The following is a 25595-nucleotide window of genomic DNA, read 5'->3' as shown; positions in this document are numbered from 1 at the left end:
GCCCTTGCGGCGCCGCCGCGGCGGTGCGCCGGCCTGGCGCGCGCCGGCCGCCAGGCGGCGGGCCGGGTCACGATCCCGCCGGTGCTGTCCTGGACGGGCGCCTTGGGGCGGTGTCCTGACATTTGTCGCCAATAAGTTATAATCCTTCGGTTTTTGCTGTCGAACAACTGTCAAGTTTTATCCAACCGTTTTATCAACCCACGCCAAGGCGCCTCGGCCCTGGCGCATGTCCGAAGAGGTCAATCAATGTCCGTAGCTGACATCAAAAAGGCTGATATCGTCGCGCAATTCCAGCGCGCCCAAGGCGATACCGGCTCCCCCGAAGTCCAGGTGGCGCTGCTCACCGCTCGCATCAACGAGCTGACCGGTCACTTCAAGGAACACATCAAAGACCACCATTCGCGCCGCGGTCTGCTGCGCATGGTCAGCCGCCGCCGCAAACTGCTCGACTACCTGAAGGGTCGCAACCCCGATGCTTATCGCGCCTTGATCGAAAAACTCGGTCTGCGCAAGTGATCGACGGGGCCGGTTCCCCATGACGCAACCGTGGCCGGTGCGACCCTGTCGCAGCGGCCACGGTTTTTCATTTGCAAGGAATAACCGTCATGTTCAATAAAGTGACAAAAACGTTCCAGTACGGCCAGCACACGGTGGTCCTGGAAACCGGAGAAATCGCCCGCCAGGCATCCGGCGCCGTCGTGGTGTCCATCGAGGACACCGTGGTGCTGGCCACGGTGGTGGCGGCCAAAAAGGCCAAGCCGGGGCAGGACTTTTTTCCGCTGACCGTCGATTACATCGAGAAAACCTACGCCGCCGGGCGTATCCCGGGCGGCTTCTTCAAGCGTGAAGGCAAGCCCTCGGAAAAGGAAACGCTGACGTCGCGCCTGATCGACCGTCCGCTGCGCCCGCTGTTCCCCGAAGGCTTCTACAACGAAGTGCAGGTCGTGCTGCACACGCTGTCGGTCAATCCCGAAATCGATCCCGACATCCCGGCCATGATCGGTGCCTCGGCCGCGCTGGCCATCTCCGGCATCCCGTTCAATGGCCCGATCGGCGCCGCCCGCGTGGGCTACGTCGACGGCCAGTACGTGCTGAACCCCACCGCCTCGCAGCTGAAGCAGTCCAAGCTGGACCTGGTGGTGGCCGGTACCGAAACCGCCGTGCTGATGGTGGAATCCGAGGCCGACCAGCTGTCCGAGGAAGTGATGCTGGGTTCCGTGGTCTATGGCCACGAACAGATGCAGGCCGTCATCAACGCCATCCATGACCTGGTGCGCGATGCCGGCAAGCCGGAATGGGACTGGAAGCCCGAGCCCAAGAACGAAGCCCTGATCGCCGCGGTGACCGCCGCCGCCCAGGACGGCCTGACCGCCGCCTACCAGATCCGCGAAAAGCAGCTGCGCACCACCAAGCTGCGCGAAGTCTACGCCGACGTCCAAACCCGGCTGGCCGCCCGCGCGGCGGAAACCGGGGAAGGCGTGCCGGATTCCGTGGCCGTGGACAACATCCTGTTCGACCTGGAAGCCCGCATCGTGCGCGGCCAGATCCTGAACGGCGAACCGCGCATCGACGGCCGCGACACGCGCACCGTGCGTCCCATCAGCATCCGCCTGGGCGTGCTGCCGCGCGCCCACGGCAGCGCGCTGTTCACGCGCGGTGAAACCCAGGCGCTGGTCGTGGCCACCCTGGGCACCAAGCAGGACGAGCAGATCATCGATGCGCTGATGGGCGAGTATCGCGACCGCTTCATGCTGCACTACAACATGCCGCCGTTCGCCACGGGCGAAACCGGCCGCATCGGTGTGCCCAAGCGCCGCGAAATCGGCCATGGCCGGCTGGCCAAGCGCGCGCTGATCCCGCTGCTGCCCGCGCCGGAAGATTTCCAGTACACCATTCGCCTGGTCTCCGAAATCACCGAGTCCAATGGCTCTTCGTCCATGGCTTCGGTGTGCGGCGGCTCGCTGGCCATGATGGATGCCGGCGTGCCGGTCAAGGATCACGTGGCCGGCGTCGCCATGGGCCTGATCCTGGAAGACGGCAAGTTTGCCGTGCTGACCGACATCCTGGGTGACGAAGATCACCTGGGCGACATGGACTTCAAGGTGGCCGGCACCCAGCAGGGCGTCACCGCGCTGCAAATGGACATCAAGATCCAGGGCATCACCAAGGAAATCATGCAGGTGGCGCTGGCCCAGGCCCGCGAAGGCCGCCTGCACATCCTGGACAAGATGCGCGACGCCCTGGGCGCCTCGCGCGGCGAACTCTCCGCTTTCGCGCCGCGCATGCTCACGATGAAGATCAATCCGGAGAAAATCCGCGACGTCATCGGCAAGGGTGGTGCGACCATCCGCTCCCTGACCGAGGAAACCGGCACGCAGATCGACATTTCCGACGACGGCACCATCGTCATCGCCAGCGTGGACGAGGCCCAGGCCAAGGAAGCGCAGCGCCGCATCGTCGAGCTGACCGCGGATGTCGAAGTCGGCCAGGTCTACGAAGGCAGCGTGCTGCGCCTGCTGGACTTCGGCGCCATCGTCCAGGTCCTGCCGGGCCGCGACGGCCTGCTGCACATCTCCGAAATCGCCAACTACCGCATCGCCAACATCAACGATGTGCTGAAGGTCGGCCAGAACGTCCGCGTCAAGGTCATCGAGGCCGACGACAAGGGCCGCCTGCGCCTGTCCATCAAGGCGATCGGCGGCATCGAGCAGCAACAGGGCGCGCAGGGTGAATCCGCCCCCGCGTCGCAATCCGAGCCCCAGCAGTAAGGGGACGGGCAGGCGCCATGCCGCCGCGCGCGGCGTGGCCGCCCCGCGGATGGCAGTCCGCACCAAGACAACGGCACCCTGGCGGGTGCCGTTTTCGCTTGGGACTTTCCTGGGGCTTCGTATCGCCAGCCCCAGGGGCATGCCGGCCGGCGGGGTGTCGTTTCGCCGGCAGTGCGGTAAAGTGCTGGCGCGGCACGCGCGGACGACGTATGGCGAGCCCTAACGCAATCTCGGGATCACGGGCATATATGGCATGAAATGGCGCGGGCGCATGGCCTCGGCAATGGGAATCGCGAGCCTGCTCGCGGCGTGCGCGTCTCCGCAGGCGCCCTCCGCCGACGGCCGCCAGCCCGACGGCGAATCCATGTCCGCCGACCAGTTCATGCAGACGGATTTCAACCGTACCGTCACCCTGGAGATGCGCGACAACCTCAATAGCCTGTACGCGCTCGCCGACAAACTCTACCGCCGCAATCCGCGGGAATGGCGCAAGGCGGGCATGGCCAGCCAGGGCGCCGCCGTGGCGCGGCTGCGATCCATGATAGAAAGCCGCACGCCGCCCGCGTCGCTGTCGGGCCTGCGGGATATCCAGATCCTGGCCGTGTCGCTGGACGCCGGCTACCAGGGCGACCGGGTGGCGGCCTTCATCTTCGGCATGGCCGATACCCTCATCGCCGCCCACAACGGCAAGACCCGGTTCTACGTCTCGGATGTGCTGGACGGGCAGCGCGTCTACAATGCCGCTCGTAATGTCGAGGCCGCCGCCTGGCTGTTGGCCAGCCGCCGGGATGGCGCGGGGCAGCCCTTGCTGCTGGCCAACGAGATGAGCGCGAGCGCCACGAATCTCAGCTTCGAACGCGAATTCGGCGCGATTATCGGCAGGCTGGACCTGATCGCCAATCTGCTGGGGGAAAATGGCCGCCGCGTCGGCATCAACTATGCGCAGGGCCTGCTGTTCTTCAATTTCCTGCCGGTGCGTTGACGCAGGCGCCGGCCGGCGCCGTTCCACCAGGAGCCACCCGTGATCGACCTGTCCGCCATCCAATCCGCTTATCAGCGCCTGCAAGGGCAGGTGTTGAATACGCCGTTCTCGCATTCGCGCACCCTGTCCGACATGCTGGGCGCGGAAGTCTGGCTGAAGTTCGAAAACCTGCAGTTCACGGCCTCGTTCAAAGAGCGCGGCGCGCTGAACCGCATGCTGAACCTGGACGCGCAGGAACGCGCGCGCGGCGTCATCGCCGTGTCGGCCGGCAACCACGCACAGGGCGTCGCCTACCATGCGCAGCGCATGGGCATCCCGGCGGTCATCGTGATGCCGCGCTTCACGCCCACGGTAAAGGTCGCCAACACGCGCCGCTTCGGGGCAGAGGTCGTCCTGGCCGGCGATACCTTCGACGACGCCAAGAACCACGGCTATGCGCTGGCGCAAGAGCGCGGCCTGGTCATGATCCATCCGTACGACGACGCCCACGTCATCGCGGGACAGGGCACGATCGCGCTGGAAATGCTGCAGGCCAGGCCCGACCTGGACACGCTGGTCGTCGCCATCGGCGGCGGCGGCCTGATCTCCGGTATCGCGGTCGCGGCCAAGGCCATCAAGCCCGACATCGAAATCGTCGGCGTGCAGACGGAACGCTTCCCCTCCATGTATGAAGCGACGCGCGGCGTGACGCTGCCGCACGGCCAGTACACCATCGCCGAGGGTATCGCCGTGCGCACGCCCGGCGAACTCACGCGCGAGATCGTCTCCCGCCACGTCGACCGTATCGAACTGGTCAGCGAGGCCGACATCGAGCACGCCATCGTGGTGCTGCTGGAAATCGAGAAAACCGTGGTCGAAGGCGCGGGCGCCGCGGGGCTGGCGGCCATGCTGCGCGACCAGGCACAGGACAGCACGCGTTTCCAGGGCAAGCGGGTAGGGCTGGTGCTGACGGGCGGCAATATCGATCCCTTGATGCTGGGCGAGCTCATCGAGCGCGGCATGGTGCGCGCCGGCCGCCTGGCACGCGTGCGCGTGGACCTGCGCGACCTACCCGGCGCCCTGGCGCATGCCACGGCCATCATCGCCGACGCCCACGCCAATATCACGGAAGTCCACCACCAGCGGGCCTTTACCGCGCTGCCGGTGCGCAACGTAGAGGTGGATTTCGTGTTGCAGACGCGCGGTCCGGAACACATCGCCGAAGTGATCGATCGCTTGAACGCCGCGGGTTTCGCGGCCAGCAATCACGATCATTGATCGCCATCCTGGGCCACCAGGGCGCGCAGGCGATAAAGCCGCTCCCGGTGCAGCGTGGCGGCCAGGGTTTCCGGTGTGCGGCCCAGCGCTGCCGCGTCGGCCGCGACGTCCGCCAGCGCCAGGCGCAGCGCCGGCGCCGAATGCTCCCACCACCGGGATAGCAGCCTGTCCGGACTGAAAACGTCCAGGCCCAGGCGCCGCAACTCCGACCGGTTGAAGTCCTTCAGGTTCCAGGTCGTGACCAGGACCGCGGGCGGCTGCTGCAGGCCGCAGCGGGCGCGTTTCGCGAGCCCGGCCGCGATGACGTGATGGTCCTTGGGGTCGCTGTAGCGCAGGCCGGTTTCGTAGGGCAATACATCGCCCGCGTCGGCGTCCGGGAAGCGTTGCTGCATTTCGTCCCATAGCCGCGCGACGTCATCGGCCGGTACGTTCCACAGCCGGGCGGCGTTGCGTACCCACTCCTGGCCGATGCGCGCGCTCCATACCGGCGCGTAAACGCCCTGGCTCGCCAGCCGTAGCAGCAGCGGGCGCAGGATGGACGACATCAGGACACAGGCGTCCAGGACCACGAACGGTGGGGCGCTGTCGGGAGCGGTGACGGGAAGCACGGTTTATACGGGCAGCGGCCCGGGCGGTGCGCCTGGACGGTTAGCGGTGTTGCGCGGCCCCTTCGAAACAGCCGCGGATCGGGCGATATCGTAGCCGTATTCGGGCCCCTGCGTCATATGGGTCCGATATGCCCTCCATCGGGCAAAACGCGCGTCCATGCGGCGGAACCGGCCTGTCGGGGCGGAAACATAGCGGCCTCATTCCCCGCGTTTCCCATGGAGAAATGACCATGTATACCCAAGCCCCCGTCTCGAACGCCAACCTTTCCGCCTTCGCTCCCTTCGCCGACAACTTCGCCGCGTCCAAGGCGGCCCCCGCGCCGGAATCGATGGATGCCGCCAATGCCCTGGCCGGCTACCAGGCGCCGGAGGTCGATCCCTGCGGATCGATCCGGTCCAAGCGCGACACCACCGATATCGTCATCGAGCGCATGGCAAGCACCGTGGGCGAAATCATCATGAGCGATAGGCTGCGTGGCGAACTGGACAAGGTGGTGGACACCGTCAAGCGCATGGATGTCCGCGAAATCGAAGTCAAGGCCTATAACCCCGTCTTCAAGGAGCCGGCCAAGGCCCGTGGCGATGCCGTCAAGCAGTACCTGATCATGAAAGGCATCGACGCCAACCTGATCGAAGTCAGTCCGAAGGGGCCGGGCTACGGCAACAAGGATTCGGCGCTGGCCAAGGAGAAAGGCGTGCGCATCGAAATCTACGGCAGTCCCAAGGCCGACGCCCAGCCGCGGCCGGCCAAGCGCTCCATCGAGTACCTGATGGCTTGACCGGACGTCGCAGGCCAGGAAGGTCCGCCCGGGCAGGGCACTTCCCAGCCGGCCGGCGCGGGCCGCACTGCTCCGGGGCCATCCCCCGCAGGCGCGGTCCCGGCGCCGGTTTTTTTCCGCACGTGTCGGTTCGTGACTTACCGACACAGGACGGTGTGCCAAGCCCCTGGCACCGTCGGAATAATCCGAAACCTATGGTTCAATGTGCGTGCACGGGCGTGGCGCGGTTCCGGCCACGCCATTTGTTTGGCTCCGTTTTCCATAGGTATCCATGCACCGACGATCACTGCTCAAAGCCGCCACGGCCTTGGCTGCCTGCACGGGTTTGCCGGCCTCTTTCCTGCTTGCGTCCCGCGCCTATGCGGACATCGCCGACGGCGAAGCCAAGCCGTTCAGTTTCGAGCGCCTGAAGGATCGCGCCAAGGGACTGGCTGCCGCGCCTTATGTGGACACGCGGGAAGTCCTGCCGCCCACGCTGGCGGACATGACGCCGCAGCAGTTCAATGCCATCCAGTACGACGCCGCGCATTCCCTGTGGGGTCGCAAGGGCCAGCTGGACGTGCAGTTCTTCCATGTGGGCATGGGTTTTCGCACCCCGGTCCGCATGCACAGCATCGATCCCAAGACCCGGGTCGCCAAAGAGGTGCATTTCCGGCCCGAGCTGTTCAACTATGACAGCAGCGGGGTGGACGTCAGCCAGCTGAAGGGCGACCTGGGCTTCGCCGGACTGAAGGTGTTCAAGCAGCCGAACATCGACAAATACGACATCGTGTCCTTCCTGGGCGCCAGCTATTTCCGCGCCGTGGACAATACCGGGCAATACGGCCTGTCGGCCCGGGGCGTGGCCGTGAACACCTATGCCGGCACGGTCGAGGAATTCCCGGATTTCATCGAATTCTGGTTCGAGACGCCCGCGCAGGACAGCACGCGCTTCGTGCTGTACGCCTTGATGGACGCGCCCAGCGTCACCGGCGCCTACCGCTTCGACATCAACTGCCTGCACGACCGCGTCATCATGGATATCGACGCGCACATCAACGCACGCAAGGACATCAAGCAACTGGGCATCGCGCCCATGACCAGCATGTTCAGCTGCGGCACCAACGAGCGCCGCATGTGCGACACCATCCACCCCAAGATCCATGATTCCGACCGCCTGTCGATGTGGCGCGGCAATGGGGAATGGGTGTGCCGGCCGCTGAACAATCCGGAACGTATCCAGTTCAACGTCTTCCTGGACAACAATCCGCGCGGCTTCGGCTTGCTGCAGACGGACCATGACTTCAAGTCCTACCAGGACACCGTCGACTGGTACAGCCGCCGTCCCAGCCTGTGGGTCGAGCCCACCACCGCATGGGGGGACGGCGCCATCAACCTGATGGAGCTGCCGACCACGGGCGAAACCCTGGACAACATCGTCGCGTTCTGGAATCCGAAGGAACCGGTCAAGGCCGGCCAGTCGCTGCATTACGGCTACAAGCTGCATTGGGCCGCGCTGGCGCCGGTGCAGCCGACCCTGGCCCAGGTGCTGGCGACCCGCACGGGGATGGGTGGATTTATCGAAGGCTGGGCCCCTGGCGAGCACTATCCCAAGGTTTGGGCACGCCGTTTCGCCATCGACTTCGTCGGCGGCCCGCTGCAGGGCATGGACAAGAACGAGCGCCTGGAATCCGTGATCACGGTGTCGCACGGCCGTGCGCAGGATTTCCAGATTTTCGCGCTGCATCCAGAGGTGGAAGGCTTTCGCGCCATGTTCGACTGGTATCCCACCAGCGACAGCACCGAGCCCGTGGAAATGCGCGGCTTCATCCGCCGCATCAGCGACAAGCAGGTGCTTAGCGAAACCTGGCTGTACCAGTATTTCCCGCCGCCGCCGGAGAAGCGCCGGTATACCTAGCGGGTATGCCGGGAATGGGATGACGACGGCCCGGCATTACCTTCGGGGATGCCGGACCGGATGTCCCTCCCATTCCCCTTGGTGGACGTATTACAATCGTGGGCAAGGGTGATCATGCCGTCCGGCGGTGTGACAGGATACGCGCTGGTCGGGCCGCCACGCGGTTTTCCTGTGGCCGATATGTCCGATAGCCTGTTCATCACCCTCGCTTCATCTTCCGCTCGTTGTGCCGCCTTGGGGGCCGAATAATGCGCATCGAGCGACGACTCTCCAACACGTTCAAGGAATTCGCCGCATCGGGCAAGGCCGGCGGCATCATCCTTATCCTGTGCACGCTGATTTCGCTCGGGATCGCGAACTCCCCGGCCGGCGGTGCCTATCTGGGTTTCTGGCACGCGCATATCGCGGGCTTGAGCATCGAACACTGGATCAACGACGCGCTGATGGCCGTGTTCTTCCTGCTGATCGGCCTGGAGCTGGAGCGCGAGCTGTACAACGGCGAGCTCTCGGAATTCCGCAACGCCTTGCTGCCGATGCTGGCCGCCACGGGCGGCATCGCGGTCCCGGCCCTGATCCATTTCGGCTTGAACGGCGGCACGCCCACGCAGGCAGGCGCCGGCATCCCGATGGCGACCGACATCGCCTTCGCGCTCGGGGTGCTGGCGCTGCTGGGCAGCCGGGTGCCCGCGTCGCTGAAGGTCTTCCTGACCGCCCTGGCGGTCATGGACGACCTGGGCGCCATTGTCGTGATCGGCCTGTTCTATACCTCGGACTTGTCGTTCCTGTATCTGTCCGGCGCCCTGGCTGTGTTCGCCTGCCTGGTCGCCATGAATCGCCTGATGCGCGTCATGGCGCTGCTGCCTTATCTGTTGGGCGGCGCGCTGATGTGGTTCTTCATGCTCAAGTCGGGCGTGCATGCCACCATCGCAGGGGTCTTGCTGGCCTTCGCGATCCCGTACTCGGCCAGGCAGGATGATGAGCAGTCCCCGTCGCACCGGCTGGAGCATGCGCTGCATAAGCCCGTCACCTTCCTGATCCTGCCGATCTTCGCGCTGGCCAACACGGGCATCGTGATCGGTTCGGGGTGGGCGTCCGAACTGCTGACCTCGAATAGCCTGGGGATCATGCTAGGACTGGTCGCGGGCAAGCCCGTGGGGATCTTCCTCTTCAGCTTCGCGGCCGTTTCGCTCGGCTTGTGCCGCCTGCCCCTGGATCTGGCGTGGCGTCATGTGCTGGGCGCGGGCCTGCTGGGGGGCATAGGATTCACGATGTCGATCTTCATCGCCAACCTTGCGTTTCCCGGTCAGCCCGAGGCCGTCAACGCATCCAAGATGGCGATTCTTCTGGCCTCTTTGATTGCGGGCGTCGTGGGCTTTGCCTGGCTGAAGGCAATGGGATCGCCCACCGTTTCCGACACGGATCCGGATACGCTGGATCTTGAGGCGGAGGAGACCCGGTAGGCCCGCGTCGGCACGCCGGGATAGCCCGCTACGGCTCAAAGCGCCGGCAGCTCCCGGCGCGCGCGGCGCGAGTAGTAGGCGAACGTCGCTTCATACCGGCGCGGTGTGCTGACCCACTTCTGCGCTTCCGCGCCCAGGTCATGCGGAATCGGCTGGATTTGCCCCGCGGCCATCGCCAGCAATTGCAGCCGCGCCGCGCGCTCGAACATCACGCCCAGCACGCAGGCTTCCTCCACGCTGGCGCCGCACACCAGCAGGCCGTGGTGCGAAAGCAGGATAGCCTTCTTGTTACCCAGCGCACCGCTGATGATCTCGCCCTCTTCATTGCCCACCGGAATGCCGGGCCACTTGCCCAGGAACGCGACCTGGTCATACAGCACGCAGGTATCCATGTGCGAGATGGTCAAGGGCACTTCCAGCATTGCCAGCGCGGAGGCGTGCGGCGCGTGCGAGTGGACAATGCAGTTGATGTCCGGCCGCGCGCGATACAGCCACGAATGGAAGCGGTTGGCGGGATTGGGCATGCCTTCGCCCTTCAGCACGTTGAGGTCCTCATCGACCAGCAGCAGGTTGTCGCTGGTGATTTCGTCGAAGCCCAGTCCGAGGCGCTGCGTCCAGTAGGTGCCCGCCGTCTCCGCGCGCGCGGTGATCTGGCCGGACAGGCCGGAGTCGTGTCCGAAAGCGTAAAGGATGCGGCAAGTCTCGGCCACCGCTTCGCGCAGCGGCATCTTGTCCGAGCGCAGGTCGCTTTCCATTCTCTTGAGCGAAGCGCTGACAATCTCGCTTTTCTTGAGTTGCATGGTTTCCATATGGGGCTCCTGGTTCGAGATGAGTGTAAGGGGTTATCCGTACAGAATGTGCGCGGGTCGGCTTCCAGCGCCTGGCGGGGCCCGGGTGGCCGCGCCAGGCGCAAAAGGCCGCCTCGGCCGATATCCCGGGCTGCTTCATCCGGCCGGTCAATTTTCCTTCGCGCCGGCCAGGATCTTGGCCCAGCGCTTGTCTTCGTCCGCCACGAGACGCCGGAATTGATCCGGCGTGGACGAGGCGGTGGCCGTGCCCTGCTTGAGCAATGTGTCCTTGAATGCCGGATCTGCCACGACCTTGGCCACGGCTGCATTGAGCGTCTCAATGACATCGGGCGGCAGGCCGGCCGGCCCTATCAGTCCGGCTACGGAGCCCGACACGATGCCCGGATAGCCCAGCTCCGTTGTCGAAGGCACGTCCGGCGCGCTGGCGAGGCGCTGCGTATTCGCAACCGCCAGCGCGCGTAGCTTCCGTGCGGCGACGAAGGGCATGACTTGCGGCGTCGCTTCGAAGGTCATGTCCACCTGCCCGGCTACCACGCCGGTCACGGACTCGGCGCCGCTTTTGTACGGCACGTGCAGGAAGCGGATACCCTGCGCTTCCTGCAGAATGGCCATGCCTTGATAGGGCGAACTGCCCAGGCCCGCTGTTCCGAAGCTTATCGAGTTGGGCTTGTCCTTGGCCAGCTTGATGAGCTCACCCAGATTCTCCGCGGCCACGCCGGCGTTGACCGCGATGAGATGCGGCGTGTTGGCCACCAGGGAGATGTAGCTGAAGTCCTTCTGACTATCGAAAGGGCTCTTCATGTCCGTATGCGGGTTGACCGCCAGTACACCCATGGTGGTGAACATCAGCGTGTAGCCATCGGGTTTTGCCCGCCTGATGTAGTCGGCCGCGATGTTGCCGCCCGCGCCGGGCCGGTTCTCGACGATCACCGCCTGTCCGAGTTGTTCGCTCAGGGCCTTGCCGGTGGCGCGCGCCACGAGGTCCGTGATTCCGCCGGCGCCAAAGGGCACGACAAGGCTGATCGCGCGGTCGGGATATGCGCCGGCGAGTACGGACGGAGGGAACAGCGTCAGCGGGGCAAGGCAGGCGAGTACGGCGAACAGCGCGCGGCGGTGCGATGAGTTCATGGATGGTTCCCCTTGTTCTTAAGTTGAATCGGAGTCAGTGTCAGACACAAGCGTGTATATAATGACACTTAAGTGTCCTAAAGGGAAACTAAAGTTGATCCGGTAAAACCCTGGGTCTAGAATTCCGCTTCGGCGCAGCCATCCCCGCGCGGGGACGCTGGCGCGGCACGAGGCTTATGCGGGAAACATGGAAGACAAAGTGCGCGACAACGCCTTGGGCGAACGCCTGGCGTCGTTTCGGAAATTGAATGCCTTGACCTTGGAGCAGGTCGCGGAACGGGCCACGCTTACCAAGAGCTATTTATCCAAGCTGGAACGTGGCCTCTCGTCCCCGACCATCGGGACGTTGTTGAAGCTGGCGAAGGCGCTCGATGTAAGCGTCGACCAGCTGATAGGGAATCCGGCGCAGTCCAGCGAGATCCTGCTGGTGCGCGCGGCGGACCGGGTTCCTTTCAGCCCGTCGCGGGAGCGGCAGGGCTACACCTATGAAGCCATCGCCACCGAACGCCTGAACAAGGCGATGACGCCGTTCATGATGGTCCCGCCGTTCTCGGTGGATGCCGATCCCGAACTTGTCAGCCATGCGGGGGAGGAACTGATCTACGTTGTCAGCGGCGACATGGAAGTCATCTTCGCCGACCACACCGTGGCCATGACCGCCGGCGATTCGCTGTACTTCAATGCGTCATTGCCGCACCGCTCCCGATCCCTGGGGGACACGCCGGCCCAGGCCCTGGTGGTGGTGTCGGATCCGACGAGACGGCCGGGCGCATAACGTCGAAGGTTGCTTGCGAGTGAAGGCAAGCGGCGCAGGAAGGCCGGAACCCGCCGCTATTCTTCGCTTCACGTTGAAACGTGCCGGTGGTGCCCGAGACCGGAATCGAACCGGTACGGCCGATTAAAGCCGGAGGATTTTAAGTCCTCTGTGTCTACCAATTTCACCACTCGGGCGCGCCGTTATCGGTGGCGGAACGCGATTGTACCCGCGTCGAACGCGGCTATCCGGCGCGCGACGCCCGCCGTGCGGCCGCCGCTGGCGTGGCGGACGCGCGGCTATGGCGGCGTCGATACCAATGCGGCTCCTCCGCCGCCAACTGCTGCGCCAGCTCGGGCCCGCGCTCGTCCTCCAGCCGCTGGAAAAGGTCGGTCAGGAATTCGATGAACAGCCGTACCCGCGGCAGCCGACGCTGATTGGAGCGGTAAAGCAGGTTGATCGGCGGCGATTGCCGCGTCTGCCAGTCCGTCAGCACCGGCACCAGCAATCCCATGCGCAAGGGATCGCGTATGGACAGGTCGGTGAAGCGCGCCACGCCCTGGCCGGCGATCACCGCATCCAGGATGACATCCCGGTGGCTGCTGACCAGCCAGCCGTTGACCGCCACCGCCTCGACCTGGCCGTCGCGCTCGTGCTCCCAGTAGTCGATGACCGTGCCCTCGTGGTCGCGGAACAGCAGGCATTGGTGCTGCGCGAGGTCGCGCGGCGAGACAGGCACGCCATGCTTTTCCCAGTATTGCGGCGCGGCGCAGATCAGCAGCCGGGTGTCGGCCAGATGGCGATGGACCATGCCCGGCTGCTTGGGCCAGCCGTACAGCACCAGGACTTCGGCGGTGCTGGCCTCCGGCGCCGTGACGCGGTCGATGTTGCGGATGTCGATATGGATGTCCGGATGCCGCGCATGGAAGGCCGGCAAAGCGGGCAGGATGGAGTGCTGCGAAAGAATGGGCGACGTCCCCAGCACCAGCGTGCCGCGCGGCCGCAAGGCGCCGCCGCGCAGCGCCTCGTCCGCCGCATCCAGCTGCTCCATCAGCGGACGGCACACCGCCAGGTAATTCACGCCGTCGGCGGTCAGGGTCAGCCCCTGCACCGTGCGCTCGAACAGGGCAACGCCCAGGCGCTGCTCCAGCGCGCCCACCAGGCGGGCAACGGCCGGGACGCTGACGTTCAAGGCGCGCGCGGCGCCGGTGAAGCTGCGCTCGTTCGCCGCCGCCACAAAGTATTCCAACGCACGCAGCTTATCCACCGGATCGGCCCCTATTTAAGCCAAGGACAGCGCATTAACAAATAGTTGAAGCGGATTTTAGCAACGTGAGAATTCCTGGCATTAGGGGACCTCCCTAAGATTCCGGCATGGGCAACCAGGGAGGACAGCGGTGATCACCATAGGCAGCGATATCGGAGGCACCTTCACGGATTTCGTGGAGGTGGATGAAGGCAGCGGAGAAGTACGGGTCTATAAAACCCTGACCACGCCGGACGATCCGTCCCGCGCCATCGAGCAGGGCGTGGCTGCCCTGGCGGGGCAGCGCGACGCGGGGGCCGGCGCGGTGGACGTCATGGTGCACGGCACCACGCTGGTGATCAACGCGGTCATCGAGCGCAAGGGCGCGCGCACCGGCCTGATCACCACGCGCGGTTTCCGCGACGTGCTGGAGATCGGCCGCGAAAAGCGCTTCGACGCCTACGATCTGCAGATTGAATATCCCGTCCCGCTGGTGCCGCGCTACCTGCGGATGGAAGTGGACGAGCGACTGCATGCAACGGGTGCCGTGCTAACGCCGCTGGATGAGGACGGCGTGCGCCAGGCGGTGCAGGCACTGAAGAACGAGGGCTGCGAGTCGATCGCCGTCTGCCTGCTGCACGCCTACCGCAATCCCGCGCATGAACGCCGGGTGGGCGAGATCGTGCGCGAGATGATGCCGGGTTGCCGCGTCAGCCTGTCCAGCGATGTACTGCCGGAAATGAAGGAATACGAGCGCACCACCACCACGGTGGTCAACGCCTATGCCAAGCCGGTGGCCTCGCGCTACCTGTCGCGCTTGCAGGAGCGCCTGCGCGATCAGGGGTTCCAGGGCGAGATGCTGATGATGATGTCCAGCGGGGGTATCAACTCGGTGGATTTCGCGCGCGAGTTCCCGGTGCAGATCATCGAATCCGGTCCCGCCGCCGGCACCCTGGGCGCGGCGCACTTCGCCCGCCTGGCCAACTTGGACAAGGTCCTGGCCTTCGACATGGGTGGCACCACGGCCAAGCTGGCGCTGGTGGAAAACGGCCAGGCCACGCTGACCAATGATTTCGAGGTGGCGCACGTGCACCGCTTCAAGCCGGGCAGCGGCATACCGGTGCGCATCTCGGTGGTGGACCTGATCGAGATCGGCGCTGGCGGCGGCAGTATCGCGCGGCGCACGCCGGTGGGCACGCTGCAGGTCGGTCCGCAAAGCGCCTCGGCGGTGCCGGGTCCCGCCTGCTATGGCCAGGGTGGCACGGACCCCACGGTATCCGACGCGGACCTGGTGCTGGGCTATCTGGACCCCGCGCATTTCCTGGGTGGCCGCATGGCGCTGGACAAGGCCGCCGCGGAGCGCGCGATCGACGCCACGCTGGCCTCGCCGCTGGGCATCTCGGTGCAGGAAGCGGCCTTCGGGGTACACGCCATCGTCAACGAAAACATGGCCTCCGCCGCCAAGGCCTATGTCAGCGAGAAGGGCGAGAACCCGAAATCCTGCGCCCTGGTCGCGTTCGGCGGGGCGGGGCCGGTGCACGCCTGCGACCTGGCCGCCCGGCTGGGCATCCGCACCGTGCTGATCCCGCCGCGCGCCGGGGTGGCGGCCGCCTTCGGCATGATCGTGGCGCCCGTAATGTATGCGGCCGTGCGTTCCCGGCGCATGCTGTTCAAGGACCTGTCGGCGGAACGCCTGGACGCCGTGTGCGCCGAGATGCTGGCGGAGTGCCGGGAGCGCCTGCCCGCCACGGTCGGGGCCGAGCAGGTGGCCTACGAATACAGCGTGGACATGCGCTACCTGGGCCAGGGCTACGACGTCACGGCGACCTTCTCCAAGCAGGGCGACCACGAAGCCGTGCTCGCCGCCATCCGCGCGGCCTTCGAGAACACCTATCGCCGGCTCTACGGTCGCGTTTTTGAAAACCTGCCGCTGGAGATCATGAACTTCCGCGTCACGGCCAGCGCCGAGCGCCGCGTCGCCTCCGGCGCCGGCGCGGCGCGCGAGGCGGAGGGCGACGGCAAGATCGGCACGCGCCGCGCCTTCTGCACCCGCACTCGCCAGTGGCTGGACTTCGCGGTGCATCGGCGCGCCGGGATCGCGCCGGGCCGGCCCTTCCCGGGGCCCGCCATCGTGGAGGAGAACGAGTCGACCACCGTCGTGCCCAGCGGCGCGCGCATCCAGGTGGACCCGCATGGCAGCCTGATCGTGGAACTTTCGAACTAAGAGGCAAGGACAATGACCACGCAAAACCGGATCGATCCCGTCACGCTGGAAATGCTCTGGCGGCGCTTGATTTCCATCGTCGGCGAACTGGGTTCCACCCTGCGGCGCACTTCGTTTTCCACGGTGGTGCGGGATATCGGCGACTTCGGCTGCGCCGTCTTCGACGCCGAGGCGCGGCTGCTGGCGCAGACGCCGGCCAGTACGCCGGGCCTGTGCGGGCCGTTGGGAACGATGCTGCGCAACATTCTTTCCTACTATCCCAAGGGCAGTTTCCAGGAAGGCGATGTCTTCATCGGCAATGACCCATGGGCCGGCAGCGGCCACCACAACGACATCACCATCATGGTGCCGGTCTTCCACAACGGCCGCCACATCGCCTATGTGGTGACCTGCTGCCACCACGTCGACATCGGCGGCCGCCGCGCCACCACCGAAAGCCGCGACAACTACGAGGAAGGCTTGCGCATTCCCATGCTCAAGTACTACCGCGCCGGGGTCCTGAACCAGGATGTGCAAGCCTTCATCGCCGCCAACGTGCGCTCGCATGAGACCGTGCTGGGGGACCTGCAGGCCCAGGTGTCGGCATGCCACGTGGGCGGCGAGCGCTTGTGCGATATCTGCGCCGAGATGGACTGGGCGGACCTGCAAGGGCTGTCCGACGAAATCGTCGAGCGCAGCGAAATCGTGACGCGCGAGGAGATCCGTCGGCTCAAGCCGGGTGTCTATCGCCATGAAGCCCAGATCGACATCGTCGGCGGCGAGATCGTCACCATCCATACGGCCGTGACCATCGCGGACGGCCGCATCGTCGTGGATTTCTCGGGATCGTCGCCGCAGGTCAAGCCGGCAATCAATTGCACGCTGGCCTATACCTCCGCGTACACCTACTTCGGCGTGCTTTGCATGCTGAACCTGCCGGTGTCCATCAACGAAGGGACGCTGCGGCCCATCACCGTCGTGGCGGAAGAGGGCAGTGTGCTGAATTGCACTTTCCCCGCGCCGGTATTCGGCCGCACCGCCATCGGCACCTTCCTGCCGGACCTGGTCTACCAGGCCGTGGCGCCGGGCGCGTCTGACCGGATCTGCGCGGGCGCGGGCGCCACGCCGATGTGGGGGCAGTACATGTTCGGCAAGCGTCACGACGGCGAAAACTTCGCGCCGTTCAATGTATCCAGCGGCGGACTGGGTGCGCGGGCCAACAAGGATGGCGTCTCCTGCCTGGCCTTTCCGTACAACGTGGGCAATACGCCGGCCGAGGTCATCGAAAGCGAAGTGCCGATGATCGTGGAGGAACGGGCGCTGTGGGTCGACTCGGCCGGGCCGGGCACCTTCCGCGGCGGCTTCGGCCAGAAATACGTGCTGCGGCTCCTGGAGGGCGACGTCGGCCCGGTGGGCGAGGTCCTGGCCAGTTTCCGCGGCGGCCGCTTCGTGTATCCCCCGGAAGGAGTGCTGGGCGGCGGCAGCGCGCCGTGCGGCTATTTGTCCATACGGGGTACCCGCGAGGACGCGGGCCGGCAGGTGACATTGGCGGCCGGCGATCGTATCGTTAGCCATATTCCAGGCGGCGGGGGATACGGCGATCCCAGGAAGCGCAGCCGCGAGCGGGTACAAGAAGATCTGAAGAACGGGCTGATCACGCCCGAGCATGCAAGGGAGTTCTACGGCTACCCGGCATAAGGCAGCTCAGGCGCGCAAGCGGGCTCCGCGGGGCCCGCTTTCGTGCTTGCAGGCAGGGGGCCGGCCATCCAACGTCGTCAAGGGGAGTAGAAGAATGAAGGGTTTTGCCTGGAAGCGCTTTTTTTCATTCATCGGCGCCGCGCTCGCGGTGAGTTCGGCCGACCCCGCCTGGGCGGCCTATCCGGACCGCCCGATCAAGCTGATCGTGCCGTGGACCGCCGCGGGCACGGTGGACATGGTGGGCCGCGCGCTGGCCGAGAAGCTCTCCGAAAAACTGGGCCAGCCGGTGATCGTCGAGAACAAGCCCGGCGCCACCGGCCAGATCGGCTCCAGCGCGGTCGCGCGTGCCGAGCCCGACGGCTACAACCTGCTCCTGATGTCGGCCACGGTGCATACGGTTTCGCCCAACCTGAAGCCGAATTTTCCCTTCGATCCCATAGACGGCTTCGCGGTGATCTCGGAAGTAGTGTCGTTTCCGTACGTGATGGTGGTCTCGTCCGAAAGCCCGTATAAATCCGTGGCCGATGTGGTCAAGGCCGCGAAGGAAAAGCCCAACGCCATCTCCTATGGCTCCTTCGGGCCGGGCAGCGGCCCGCACCTGATCAGCGAGCTGTTTGCCTTGTCCACCGGAACCAGGCTGCTGCATGTGCCCTACAAGGGCGCGGCGCCGGCCATCGCCGACGTAATGGGCGGACAGGTGACCTTCTTCATCGACTCCCTGCCGTCGCCGCTGGGGCAGATCAAGGGCGGACGCCTGCGCGCGCTGGCGGTCACGACGCTGGAGCGGTCGCCGACCGTGCCGGACGTGCCGACCATGTCCGAAACGCTGCCGGGCTTCGAGGCCATCGCGTGGCTGGGCGTGGCCGCGCCGCCCAATACGCCGCGCGACATCGTGATGAAACTGCATGCGGCGCTGACGGAGATCTCCAAGGATTCCGCCTATGGCGACAAGCTGCGGGCGGTCGGCCTGCAACCGGTGGCCAGCAAGAGCCCGGAGGCGTTCCGCGAATGGCTCATCGCGCAAAAGCAATACTGGGGAGACGTCGTGCGCAAGGCGAATATCCCCATGGTCGAATGACGCCGGGCGCGGCGCCAGGGACCTCCGGCACAACGATATCGAAGGAGACAACAGGATGAACGCACCCACCCCGACGGGCACCGTACCGGCCGACCTGCGTGCCAGGCCGCATCGCGCGTACCGCATGTTGATCGGCGGCGCCTGGACCGACGCCGCCGATGGGCGCGCGTTCGACAGCATCGATCCGTATACTGGGCAGGGGTGGGCCAGCGCGCCGGCGGCCACGGTGCAGGACGTGGACCGCGCCGTGGCGGCGGCCCGCCTGGCCTTCGAGGACAGCGAGTGGTCCCGCGGGCTGCCGGCCTACCGGGCGCGCCTGCTGCGCCGCCTGGGCCAGTTGATCGAGGGCGACGTGCAGGAGCTCGCCAACGTGCAGGTCCTGGAAAACGGCAAACTGATCCGCGAGGTGCTGGGCCAGACGCGCGCCCTGGCCTCGTACTGCTATTACTTCGCCGGCGCCGCCGAGATGATGCATGGCGAGACCGTGCCCTTGAGCGTGCCGGACATGTTCAATTTCACGGTGCGCGAGCCCATCGGCGTGGTCGCCGCGATCACGCCCTGGAACAGCCCGCTGTCGCTGCTCTTCTGGAAGTTGTGCCCAGCCTTGGCGGCGGGCAATACGGTGGTGATCAAGCCTTCGGAGATCACGCCTATCTCCACGCTGTTGCTGGCGGAAATGTTCGAGGCGGCGGGCTTTCCGCCGGGCGTGGTGAACGTGGTCACCGGGGATGGGGCGGTGGGCGCCGCGCTGGCCGGCCATCCGGGCGTGGACAAGATCGCCTTTACCGGCTCCACGGCCGTCGGCAAGAAGATCGCGGCCACGGCGGCGGAGCGCCTGGCGCGCGTGTCCCTGGAGCTGGGCGGCAAGTCGCCCAACATCATCTTCGAGGATGCCGACCTGGACAGCGCGCTGAATGGCGTGCTGGCGGGCATTTTCGCGGCCACGGGCCAGACCTGCCTGGCGGGCTCGCGCGCCCTGGTGCACGCCGACATCTACGACGCCTTCGCGGAACGGCTGGTCGCCCGTACGCGCCGGATCAGGGTGGGCGATCCGCTGGACCCGGATACGGAAATGGGCACGTTGGCCTGCCGGGCCCAGTACGACAAGACCCGGCACTGGATCGGCGTGGCACAGGAAGAGGGCGCGGTACTGCTGTCCGGCGGCAAGCCGCCGGCGGATCCCGGGCTGGCGCGCGGCCTGTTCATCGAACCGACGATTTTCGGCGGCGTGCGCAACGATATGCGCATCGCGCAGGAAGAAGTGTTCGGCCCCGTGCTGTGCCTGATACCGTTCCGCGACGAGGACGATGCGGTACGTATCGCCAACGACACGCGCTATGGCCTGGCCGCCGGGGTCTGGACCCATGACGTGAAGCGCGCCCACCGCATGGCGCGCCGCCTGCGCGCCGGCACGGTGTGGGTCAATACTTACCGGCGCACCAACTGGGCGACGCCCTTCGGCGGGATGAAGGAAAGCGGCATCGGCCGGGAAAACGGCCTGCACGCCATCTACGAGTTCACCGAAACCAAGAGCGTGTGGATCGATACGGGGGCCGGAATCAAGGATCCGTTCAACCCCCGCGCGTAATGCCGCGGGGCCGAAATCCGATACAATCCCGCCCGTGGAAGGTTGGCAGAGTGGTTGAATGCACCGGTCTTGTTCAATCGAGCGCCAGCGGGGAAACCCGCGGGATGTAAGGAGTCAAATTCGGCGAAGCCCCTGGACGCTTCCGAGGTAACGCCGAGCGAAGATCGATGCGGCGCGGTCGCGCAGGGCGATCGCCAGTTTCCAAGGCTGGTTTGCCCGCATAGGCGGCGCAGGTTCGGGTCCGCGGCGTTGCGGCCCGCTCCGCGTATCGATAACGTGTAGAGACTTGACGGCTCCCACCTAACGTTCCGTCCCCACGGAACCACGGTGAAGGCAAAGTCCAGACCCGCAAACAGGCAAGTCCTGGTGGCGAAAGCCATAGGGGTAAGGAAAACCGGCGGGGCTTCACGGCCCTCGTGAGTTCGAATCTCACACCTTCCGCCATCGAATTCTTTCCCGTCACATCCGGCGGCATCGCCGGTCATCAGGGCGCCAGCCGCCGCGACCTTCGTGGCAGCGCCGCGCCCCTTGCCACTCGCGCTAGCGGTCGCAGCGGAAGCGTTCGATGACTTCCGGTCGCAGCCGCACGCCCAGGCCCGGGGATTGGGGAACCTGCATATAGCCATCGCGGATGTCCGGAAAGCCCTCGGGCAATTCCCATAGCAGGGGATCGCGCTTGCGGTTGGCGAAGATCTCGACGAACAGCGCGTGCGGGTTGGCGGCGATCAAGTGCACCGCCACCTGCGGTTCCTCGTGGTGGGCCATTTCCACGTTCATCAGCTTCGCCATGCCGGCGACGCGCTGCCATTCGGTGACGCCGCCGCACAGCGTGCAATCCAGGTTCAGGATGTTCACGCCCCCTTTGTCGATCAGGTCGCGGCAGGCCCGCCCGGTGATTTCCCCCTGTCCCGCGTTGATGGGAATGGACGTCTTGCTGGCCAGCAGGCGCAGACCGTCGGTCTGGTCGTACCATTTGACCGGTTCCTCCATCCACCGCACGTCCAGTTGCGCCCGTTCCATGGCGACGCAGAATTTCACGGCGTCCAGCGGGTCCCAGCCCTGGTTGGCGTCGACCGCGATGACGAAGTCCTTGCCGCCTTCCTTGCGCGCGGCGCGCACGCGCTCCAGGTCCTGCTCCAGGCTGGCGCGCCCCACCTTCATCTTTATCCCGATGCAGCCGGCGTCGCGCACGCTGCGTACCTCGTCGGCAATCGCTTTCAGGGGGTCGCCGCCATCCTTGGGGTAATAGCCGCCTATCGAGATCACCGGGACGCGCTCGCGCACCCCGCCCAGCAGCTTGTAGACGGGCGCGCCGTACAGCTTGCCGCGGGCGTCCCACATGGCGTTGTCCAGGCCGCTGATGGCCTGCATCAGGATGCCGCGCGGATGCATGTCCAGCTGGTGCAGGCCGCGGTTGCCCAGGTCCACGTCGATATGGAACATGGACTCCCACAGGCGCTGGAAGTCCCGCACGTCCTGCCCCACCAGCACCGGTGCCAGATGGTCGCGCATCACGGCGACGATTTCCTTTTGCGTATGGAATTCATCGCCACCGTAGGTTTCGCCGACGATGCCGTTTTCCAGGTAGACGCGCGTCACCAGGGTTGGCCTGGATGCCACCTGGTAGGTGCCGCCCTTGAATACTTCGCCTAGCTGCATGTCCAGGGGTATGACTTCGATGTGGTCGACTCGCATGGGATTCCTTTGTCGGTGTTGCGGCGGGCCAGGCAGGCCTGCCTGTTAAACTGCGCGGGCTTCGCGGCACTGGCCGGCTTCGCGTCGTGCCGCTCGGAATTCGTGGGCTGGCATGGAGACATTTCCCGAACTGCGCGATCTCCAGATTTTCTGCACCGTCGTGCGGCTGGGCAGCTTCGCGCGCTGCGCGGCGGAGCTCGGCGCTTCGTCTTCCTACGTCAGCAAGCGCATGGCCATTCTCGAGCGCGTGCTGGGCTGCTCGCTGTTGCATCGCACGACGCGCCAGGCCGTGTTGACAGACGATGGCCAGGCCATTCTTCGATGGGCCTTGTCCATGCTCGATGCCGCCCACGAGATGCAGGGCGCGGTATCCGCGGTGCGCACCGAGCCGCGCGGCACTGTGCGCATCAGCGCGAGCTTCCGCCTGGGACGCAGGCTTTTGACGCCGGCACTGTCCGAGCTTTCGCTGCGCTATCCGTTTCTCGATTTCTCGCTGGTCGTGGTGGACAGGCCTGTCGATCTCATCGCGGAGTCGATCGACCTGGACATCCGTATCGGCGCGGTACCCGAGCCGCACCTGATCGCGCACCGGCTGGCCGGCAGCCGGCGCATACTGTGCGCCTCGCCGGCGTATATCGCGCGGCGTGGCATGCCCGCCGAACCCCAGGACCTTCGCGAGCATGCCTGCCTGGCCTTCCGGGAACGCGACCAGCCGCTTGGCACGTGGCGCCTGCAGCGCGGCGGTGACATGCATACGGTCAAGGTGCATGGGCCCTTGTCCTCCAATAACAACGACATCATCTGGCAATGGGCGCTGGCCGGGCACGGCATCATCCGCGCGTCCGAATGGGACTGCGCCGAGAGCCTGGCCAGTGGCGAGATGGTGCGCGTGCTGGCCGGCTATGACTGGCCCGCCGATGTGTGGGCGGTGACGACGCATCGGCAGGCCAGTTCCGCCAAGGTGCGTGTCTGCCTGCAATTCCTGAAGGACCGGTTCGCGTCCGGTCCCTTCGCGCGCTAACCATTCCGGCTGCCGGCTCGCGGTGGATTGCCTCCCGCGATATCGGGCCAGTACGCGGGGCCCGGCCTTGGCGTTTGTCCACCCGGCCGGACCGCCAGCATGGCGATCATGGCCAGGAATGCCACTACCGCCGCGCCGGTGAAGATCGCCGGATAGCCATAGGCCGACGCCAGGTAGCCGGCAAGCGTCGGGGCGATGATCGCGCCGGTGTTGGCGATGCAATGCGTGATGCCGCTGAAGGCGCCGACCTGGTCGGCGGGCACCGAATCGATGATCACCGCCCAGTAGATGGAATTGGGCAAGGTGCTGAAGGTGTTGGCCAGCGCCATCAGGGCGATCACCGCCGCCGACGACGACACGCGCGTCATCATCCAGAAGAAAACCGCCGTGAGCAGCAGCGATGCCGCCGCGAGGCAACTGCGCCCGACGAAAAAGCTGCCTGTCCTGCGCAGCAGCCAATCCGACAGCCGGCCCCCCACCAGGATGGCGACGCATGCGCCCACCCAGGGAATCATGCCCACATACCACAGCGAGCCCAGATCGAAGTTGAACTGGTCGTGCAGATACTTGGGCGTCCAGGTCAGCAGCAAGAAAATGACGTAGTCATAGGCGAAGTAGCCCAGCGCGTTGCAGACCAGCGTGGGATTGGAGAAGAAACGCCGCCAGGCGCCGGCCGCGGCCGCCGGGCGGGATGGCGGCGCGGCGGTCCGCGCGTCGCCCTGGATGTAGGCCAGTTCTCCCGCCGACACGCGCGGGTTCTCTTCCGGGCCGCTGGTGAAATAGCGCATGATCGCGAGCAGGGCGACCAGGCTGGTCACGCCCAGCACGATGAAGGCCGTGCGCCAGCTGCCGGTCCAGGACAACAGGCCCACGGCCACCGGCGCGGTAAGCATGGCGCCCAGCGGCGAACTCAGCAGCGCCAGGGACAAGGCCCATCCGCGCTCCTGGCCGGGCGACCAGCGCGAGATGGTCTTGTTGATCACCGAATACGCCGGACCTTCCGTGAAGCCGAAGGCAATGCGTATGACGGCGAATCCCGCCAGCGCGCTGCCGCCCATGATGGCCAGGCCGATTTCCCCGGCGAAGGCCGTCAGGATCTCGAAGGCGGACCAGGCGATGCCCGCCACCAGCCACAGGCGGCGCGCGCCGATGCGGTCGACGGCCATGCCGCCGAACAGGGCGCCGAACATATAGCCGTAGCCGAAAAAACCAAGTATGGAGCCCCATGCGGCCTTGTCGAATCCGAACTCGCCGGTGATGGCCGTGGACGCGAAGGCGATCGCGCCCCGGTCTATGTAATTGATCAGTGCAAGAATGAAGACCGAGAAGAAAATCAGATACCGGTATCGGCCGGTACGGGGCGCGTGCTGCATAAGCCAGTCTCCATGTCATCGGCGGCCGGCATGCGCGCCGCCGCTGCCACCGCGTATGGGGAAGCCCCATCGGGTACGCATGGACATGGTGCGGGCAGACCCGGTGTCCGGCAATATCCGGACTGTCAATCCACGGATGACGATTCGTGGAGAATGGCGCGGCGCGCTTGGCAGGAAGCCGCGAGGTGCGCGTCTTCGGGCGGGGTCTTATGCGAATCCGGCCGGCAGGCCGGCGACGGTGTCAGCGCTTTTTCAGCATGGCCCAAAGCAGGGCGCCGAGCGCGAGCCCGCCGCCCGCCACCGCAACCCGGTGCGTGGAGGCCCACAAGGCGCCGCTATGCGGGCGCGCGACATCGTCGAAGGATCCATGGGCGGCGTGGCGTCCGGGAACGGGCCGCCACAGGTTGCTCACGCGCGGCGCCGGCGCCAATGGCGTGCGCTGCTGTGCCGCGTAGTTGGTCAGCGCCAGGTAGCGATCCAGCAGTCCAGGGAAGAACTTGTTGGCGACGATGGCCTTGATGGTCGGCATCCCGACATGGACTTCGCGCCGCCGATGCATGGCCGCCCACACGATGGCCCGTGCCGCGACTTCCGGCTGGAAAATGGGCGGCACGGGCCGCGGCGCGTAGGCCACGTGGCATTCCGCCCAGTCGAACTGCGGCGTATTCAGGGCCGGCAGCTGCACCATGGTCAGGTGGATGCGGCTGCGGTCGTGCAGGAGCTCGCTGCGCAGCGAGTCGGTGAAGCCGCGCACGCCGTGCTTGGCGCCGCAGTACGCCGATTGCAAGGGAATGGCGCGGTAAGCCAGGGCGGAGCCCACCTGCACGATGGTGCCGTGGTTGCGCGGCCGCATGTGGCGCAGGGCCGCCATCGTCCCGTAGACCTGGCCCAGGTAGGTCACCGCCGTCACGCGCTCGTATTCTTCCGGCGACAGCTTCACGAAGGGCGAGAACACGGTCAGCATGGCGTTGTTGATCCATGCATCGATGGGCCCCAGCTCACCTTCGACCTGGTCCGCCGCCCGCTGCACGGCCGCGGCATCGGCGACATCGACCGGTATCGCCAGGGCGCGCACGCCGTGCTGGCGGACCTCCCGCGCCGTGGCTTCCAGGGCATCGGCATCGCGGGCCAGCAGGGCGACGTCGGCGCCGCGCCGGGCGAATTCCAGGGCCGTGGCGCGGCCCACGCCGGCGCTGGCGCCGGTGATGGCGACCGTCCGGATGACGTGTTTACGATGAAGCATGCGGTCCT

Annotated in this window: 20 protein-coding genes and 1 tRNA gene; 13 read left to right on the top strand and 8 right to left on the bottom strand. The window is 66.1% G+C overall.

The window, feature by feature from the left end:
• Positions 1-246 precede the first annotated feature (246 nt).
• From rpsO to BAU06_RS19150, 4 genes are all read left to right on the top strand, one after another.
• The gene (gene rpsO, locus BAU06_RS19165; RefSeq protein WP_066353674.1) at positions 247-516 is read left to right on the top strand and encodes a 30S ribosomal protein S15; all 270 of its coding nucleotides are present in this window, start codon (positions 247-249) and stop codon (positions 514-516) included.
• 89 nt (positions 517-605) lie between these two features.
• Positions 606-2768, top strand: a complete 2163-nt coding sequence (gene pnp, locus BAU06_RS19160; RefSeq protein WP_066353669.1) for a polyribonucleotide nucleotidyltransferase — start codon at positions 606-608, stop codon at positions 2766-2768.
• 283 nt (positions 2769-3051) lie between these two features.
• A complete protein-coding gene (locus tag BAU06_RS19155; RefSeq protein ID WP_415834920.1) occupies positions 3052-3750 on the top strand; it encodes a hypothetical protein in 699 nt (232 codons plus the stop codon).
• A gap of 39 nt (positions 3751-3789) precedes the next feature.
• Positions 3790-5007 (top strand): threonine ammonia-lyase, encoded by a 1218-nt coding sequence (locus tag BAU06_RS19150; RefSeq protein WP_066353661.1) that lies wholly within the window; start codon positions 3790-3792, stop codon positions 5005-5007.
• Here BAU06_RS19150 and BAU06_RS19145 read toward each other — a convergent pair.
• On the bottom strand, positions 5001-5552 hold the full coding sequence (locus tag BAU06_RS19145) for a PIN domain-containing protein (RefSeq protein ID WP_066353655.1): 552 nt from the start codon (positions 5550-5552) through the stop codon (positions 5001-5003). The genes BAU06_RS19150 and BAU06_RS19145 overlap by 7 nt on opposite strands.
• A gap of 293 nt (positions 5553-5845) precedes the next feature.
• Between BAU06_RS19145 and BAU06_RS19140 the strand changes: the two genes are divergently transcribed.
• The 3 genes from BAU06_RS19140 (at position 5846) to nhaA (ending at position 9751) form a co-directional block, all read left to right on the top strand.
• Positions 5846-6394, top strand: coding sequence for an OmpA family protein (locus tag BAU06_RS19140; protein WP_066353654.1), 549 nt, complete (start codon positions 5846-5848; stop codon positions 6392-6394).
• Between the two features lie 271 nt (positions 6395-6665).
• Positions 6666-8291: a glucan biosynthesis protein D gene (locus tag BAU06_RS19135; RefSeq protein ID WP_066353653.1), complete on the top strand. Its 1626-nt coding sequence runs from the start codon at positions 6666-6668 to the stop codon at positions 8289-8291.
• Positions 8292-8539: 248 nt separating this feature from the next.
• A complete protein-coding gene (nhaA, locus tag BAU06_RS19130; RefSeq protein WP_066353646.1) occupies positions 8540-9751 on the top strand; it encodes a Na+/H+ antiporter NhaA in 1212 nt (403 codons plus the stop codon).
• 35 nt (positions 9752-9786) lie between these two features.
• On the opposite strand, the gene BAU06_RS19125 is transcribed toward nhaA, so the two are convergent.
• Entirely contained in the window at positions 9787-10560 is a 774-nt protein-coding gene (locus BAU06_RS19125) for an aldolase (protein ID WP_066353645.1), read from the bottom strand.
• 147 nt (positions 10561-10707) lie between these two features.
• Positions 10708-11688, bottom strand: coding sequence for a Bug family tripartite tricarboxylate transporter substrate binding protein (locus BAU06_RS19120; protein ID WP_066353644.1), 981 nt, complete (start codon positions 11686-11688; stop codon positions 10708-10710).
• A 187-nt stretch (positions 11689-11875) separates the two neighbouring features.
• Between BAU06_RS19120 and BAU06_RS19115 the strand changes: the two genes are divergently transcribed.
• Positions 11876-12463, top strand: a complete 588-nt coding sequence (locus BAU06_RS19115; protein ID WP_066353642.1) for a helix-turn-helix domain-containing protein — start codon at positions 11876-11878, stop codon at positions 12461-12463.
• Positions 12464-12550: 87 nt separating this feature from the next.
• On the opposite strand, the gene BAU06_RS19110 is transcribed toward BAU06_RS19115, so the two are convergent.
• Both BAU06_RS19110 and BAU06_RS19105 read right to left on the bottom strand, forming a co-directional pair.
• A tRNA-Leu gene (locus tag BAU06_RS19110) sits at positions 12551-12639 on the bottom strand.
• A 47-nt stretch (positions 12640-12686) separates the two neighbouring features.
• The gene (locus BAU06_RS19105; RefSeq protein ID WP_082993749.1) at positions 12687-13709 is read right to left on the bottom strand and encodes a LysR family transcriptional regulator; all 1023 of its coding nucleotides are present in this window, start codon (positions 13707-13709) and stop codon (positions 12687-12689) included.
• Positions 13710-13839: 130 nt separating this feature from the next.
• Between BAU06_RS19105 and BAU06_RS19100 the strand changes: the two genes are divergently transcribed.
• From BAU06_RS19100 to BAU06_RS19085, 4 genes are all read left to right on the top strand, one after another.
• Positions 13840-15912, top strand: a complete 2073-nt coding sequence (locus BAU06_RS19100; protein ID WP_197509324.1) for a hydantoinase/oxoprolinase family protein — start codon at positions 13840-13842, stop codon at positions 15910-15912.
• 12 nt (positions 15913-15924) lie between these two features.
• Positions 15925-17589: a hydantoinase B/oxoprolinase family protein gene (locus BAU06_RS19095; RefSeq protein WP_066353639.1), complete on the top strand. Its 1665-nt coding sequence runs from the start codon at positions 15925-15927 to the stop codon at positions 17587-17589.
• Positions 17590-17683: 94 nt separating this feature from the next.
• Positions 17684-18667 (top strand): Bug family tripartite tricarboxylate transporter substrate binding protein, encoded by a 984-nt coding sequence (locus BAU06_RS19090; protein WP_066353637.1) that lies wholly within the window; start codon positions 17684-17686, stop codon positions 18665-18667.
• Positions 18668-18722: 55 nt separating this feature from the next.
• Positions 18723-20255 carry an aldehyde dehydrogenase gene (locus BAU06_RS19085; RefSeq protein WP_082988321.1) on the top strand — a complete coding sequence of 511 codons (1533 nt, stop codon included), beginning with the start codon at positions 18723-18725 and terminating at the stop codon, positions 20253-20255.
• A gap of 540 nt (positions 20256-20795) precedes the next feature.
• On the opposite strand, the gene BAU06_RS19080 is transcribed toward BAU06_RS19085, so the two are convergent.
• On the bottom strand, positions 20796-21950 hold the full coding sequence (locus BAU06_RS19080; protein WP_066353634.1) for a mandelate racemase/muconate lactonizing enzyme family protein: 1155 nt from the start codon (positions 21948-21950) through the stop codon (positions 20796-20798).
• Positions 21951-22062: 112 nt separating this feature from the next.
• On the opposite strand from BAU06_RS19080, the gene BAU06_RS19075 reads away from it, so the two are divergent.
• Positions 22063-22971 (top strand): LysR family transcriptional regulator, encoded by a 909-nt coding sequence (locus tag BAU06_RS19075; RefSeq protein ID WP_066353631.1) that lies wholly within the window; start codon positions 22063-22065, stop codon positions 22969-22971.
• Here the strand turns inward: BAU06_RS19075 and BAU06_RS19070 are convergent.
• Positions 22968-24344, bottom strand: a complete 1377-nt coding sequence (locus tag BAU06_RS19070; RefSeq protein ID WP_066353630.1) for an MFS transporter — start codon at positions 24342-24344, stop codon at positions 22968-22970. The two genes, BAU06_RS19075 and BAU06_RS19070, sit on opposite strands and share 4 nt — an antisense overlap.
• Before the next feature lie 241 nt (positions 24345-24585).
• Positions 24586-25587: an SDR family oxidoreductase gene (locus tag BAU06_RS19065; protein WP_066353629.1), complete on the bottom strand. Its 1002-nt coding sequence runs from the start codon at positions 25585-25587 to the stop codon at positions 24586-24588.
• Positions 25588-25595: the final 8 nt, after the last annotated feature.

The sequence above is a fragment of the Bordetella bronchialis genome (assembly GCF_001676705.1).
Taxonomy (GTDB): Bacteria; Pseudomonadota; Gammaproteobacteria; order Burkholderiales; family Burkholderiaceae_B; genus Bordetella_C; species Bordetella_C bronchialis.
The sequence above is the reverse complement of the archived record's forward strand: the minus strand, read 5'-3'. Positions and strand labels throughout refer to the sequence as shown.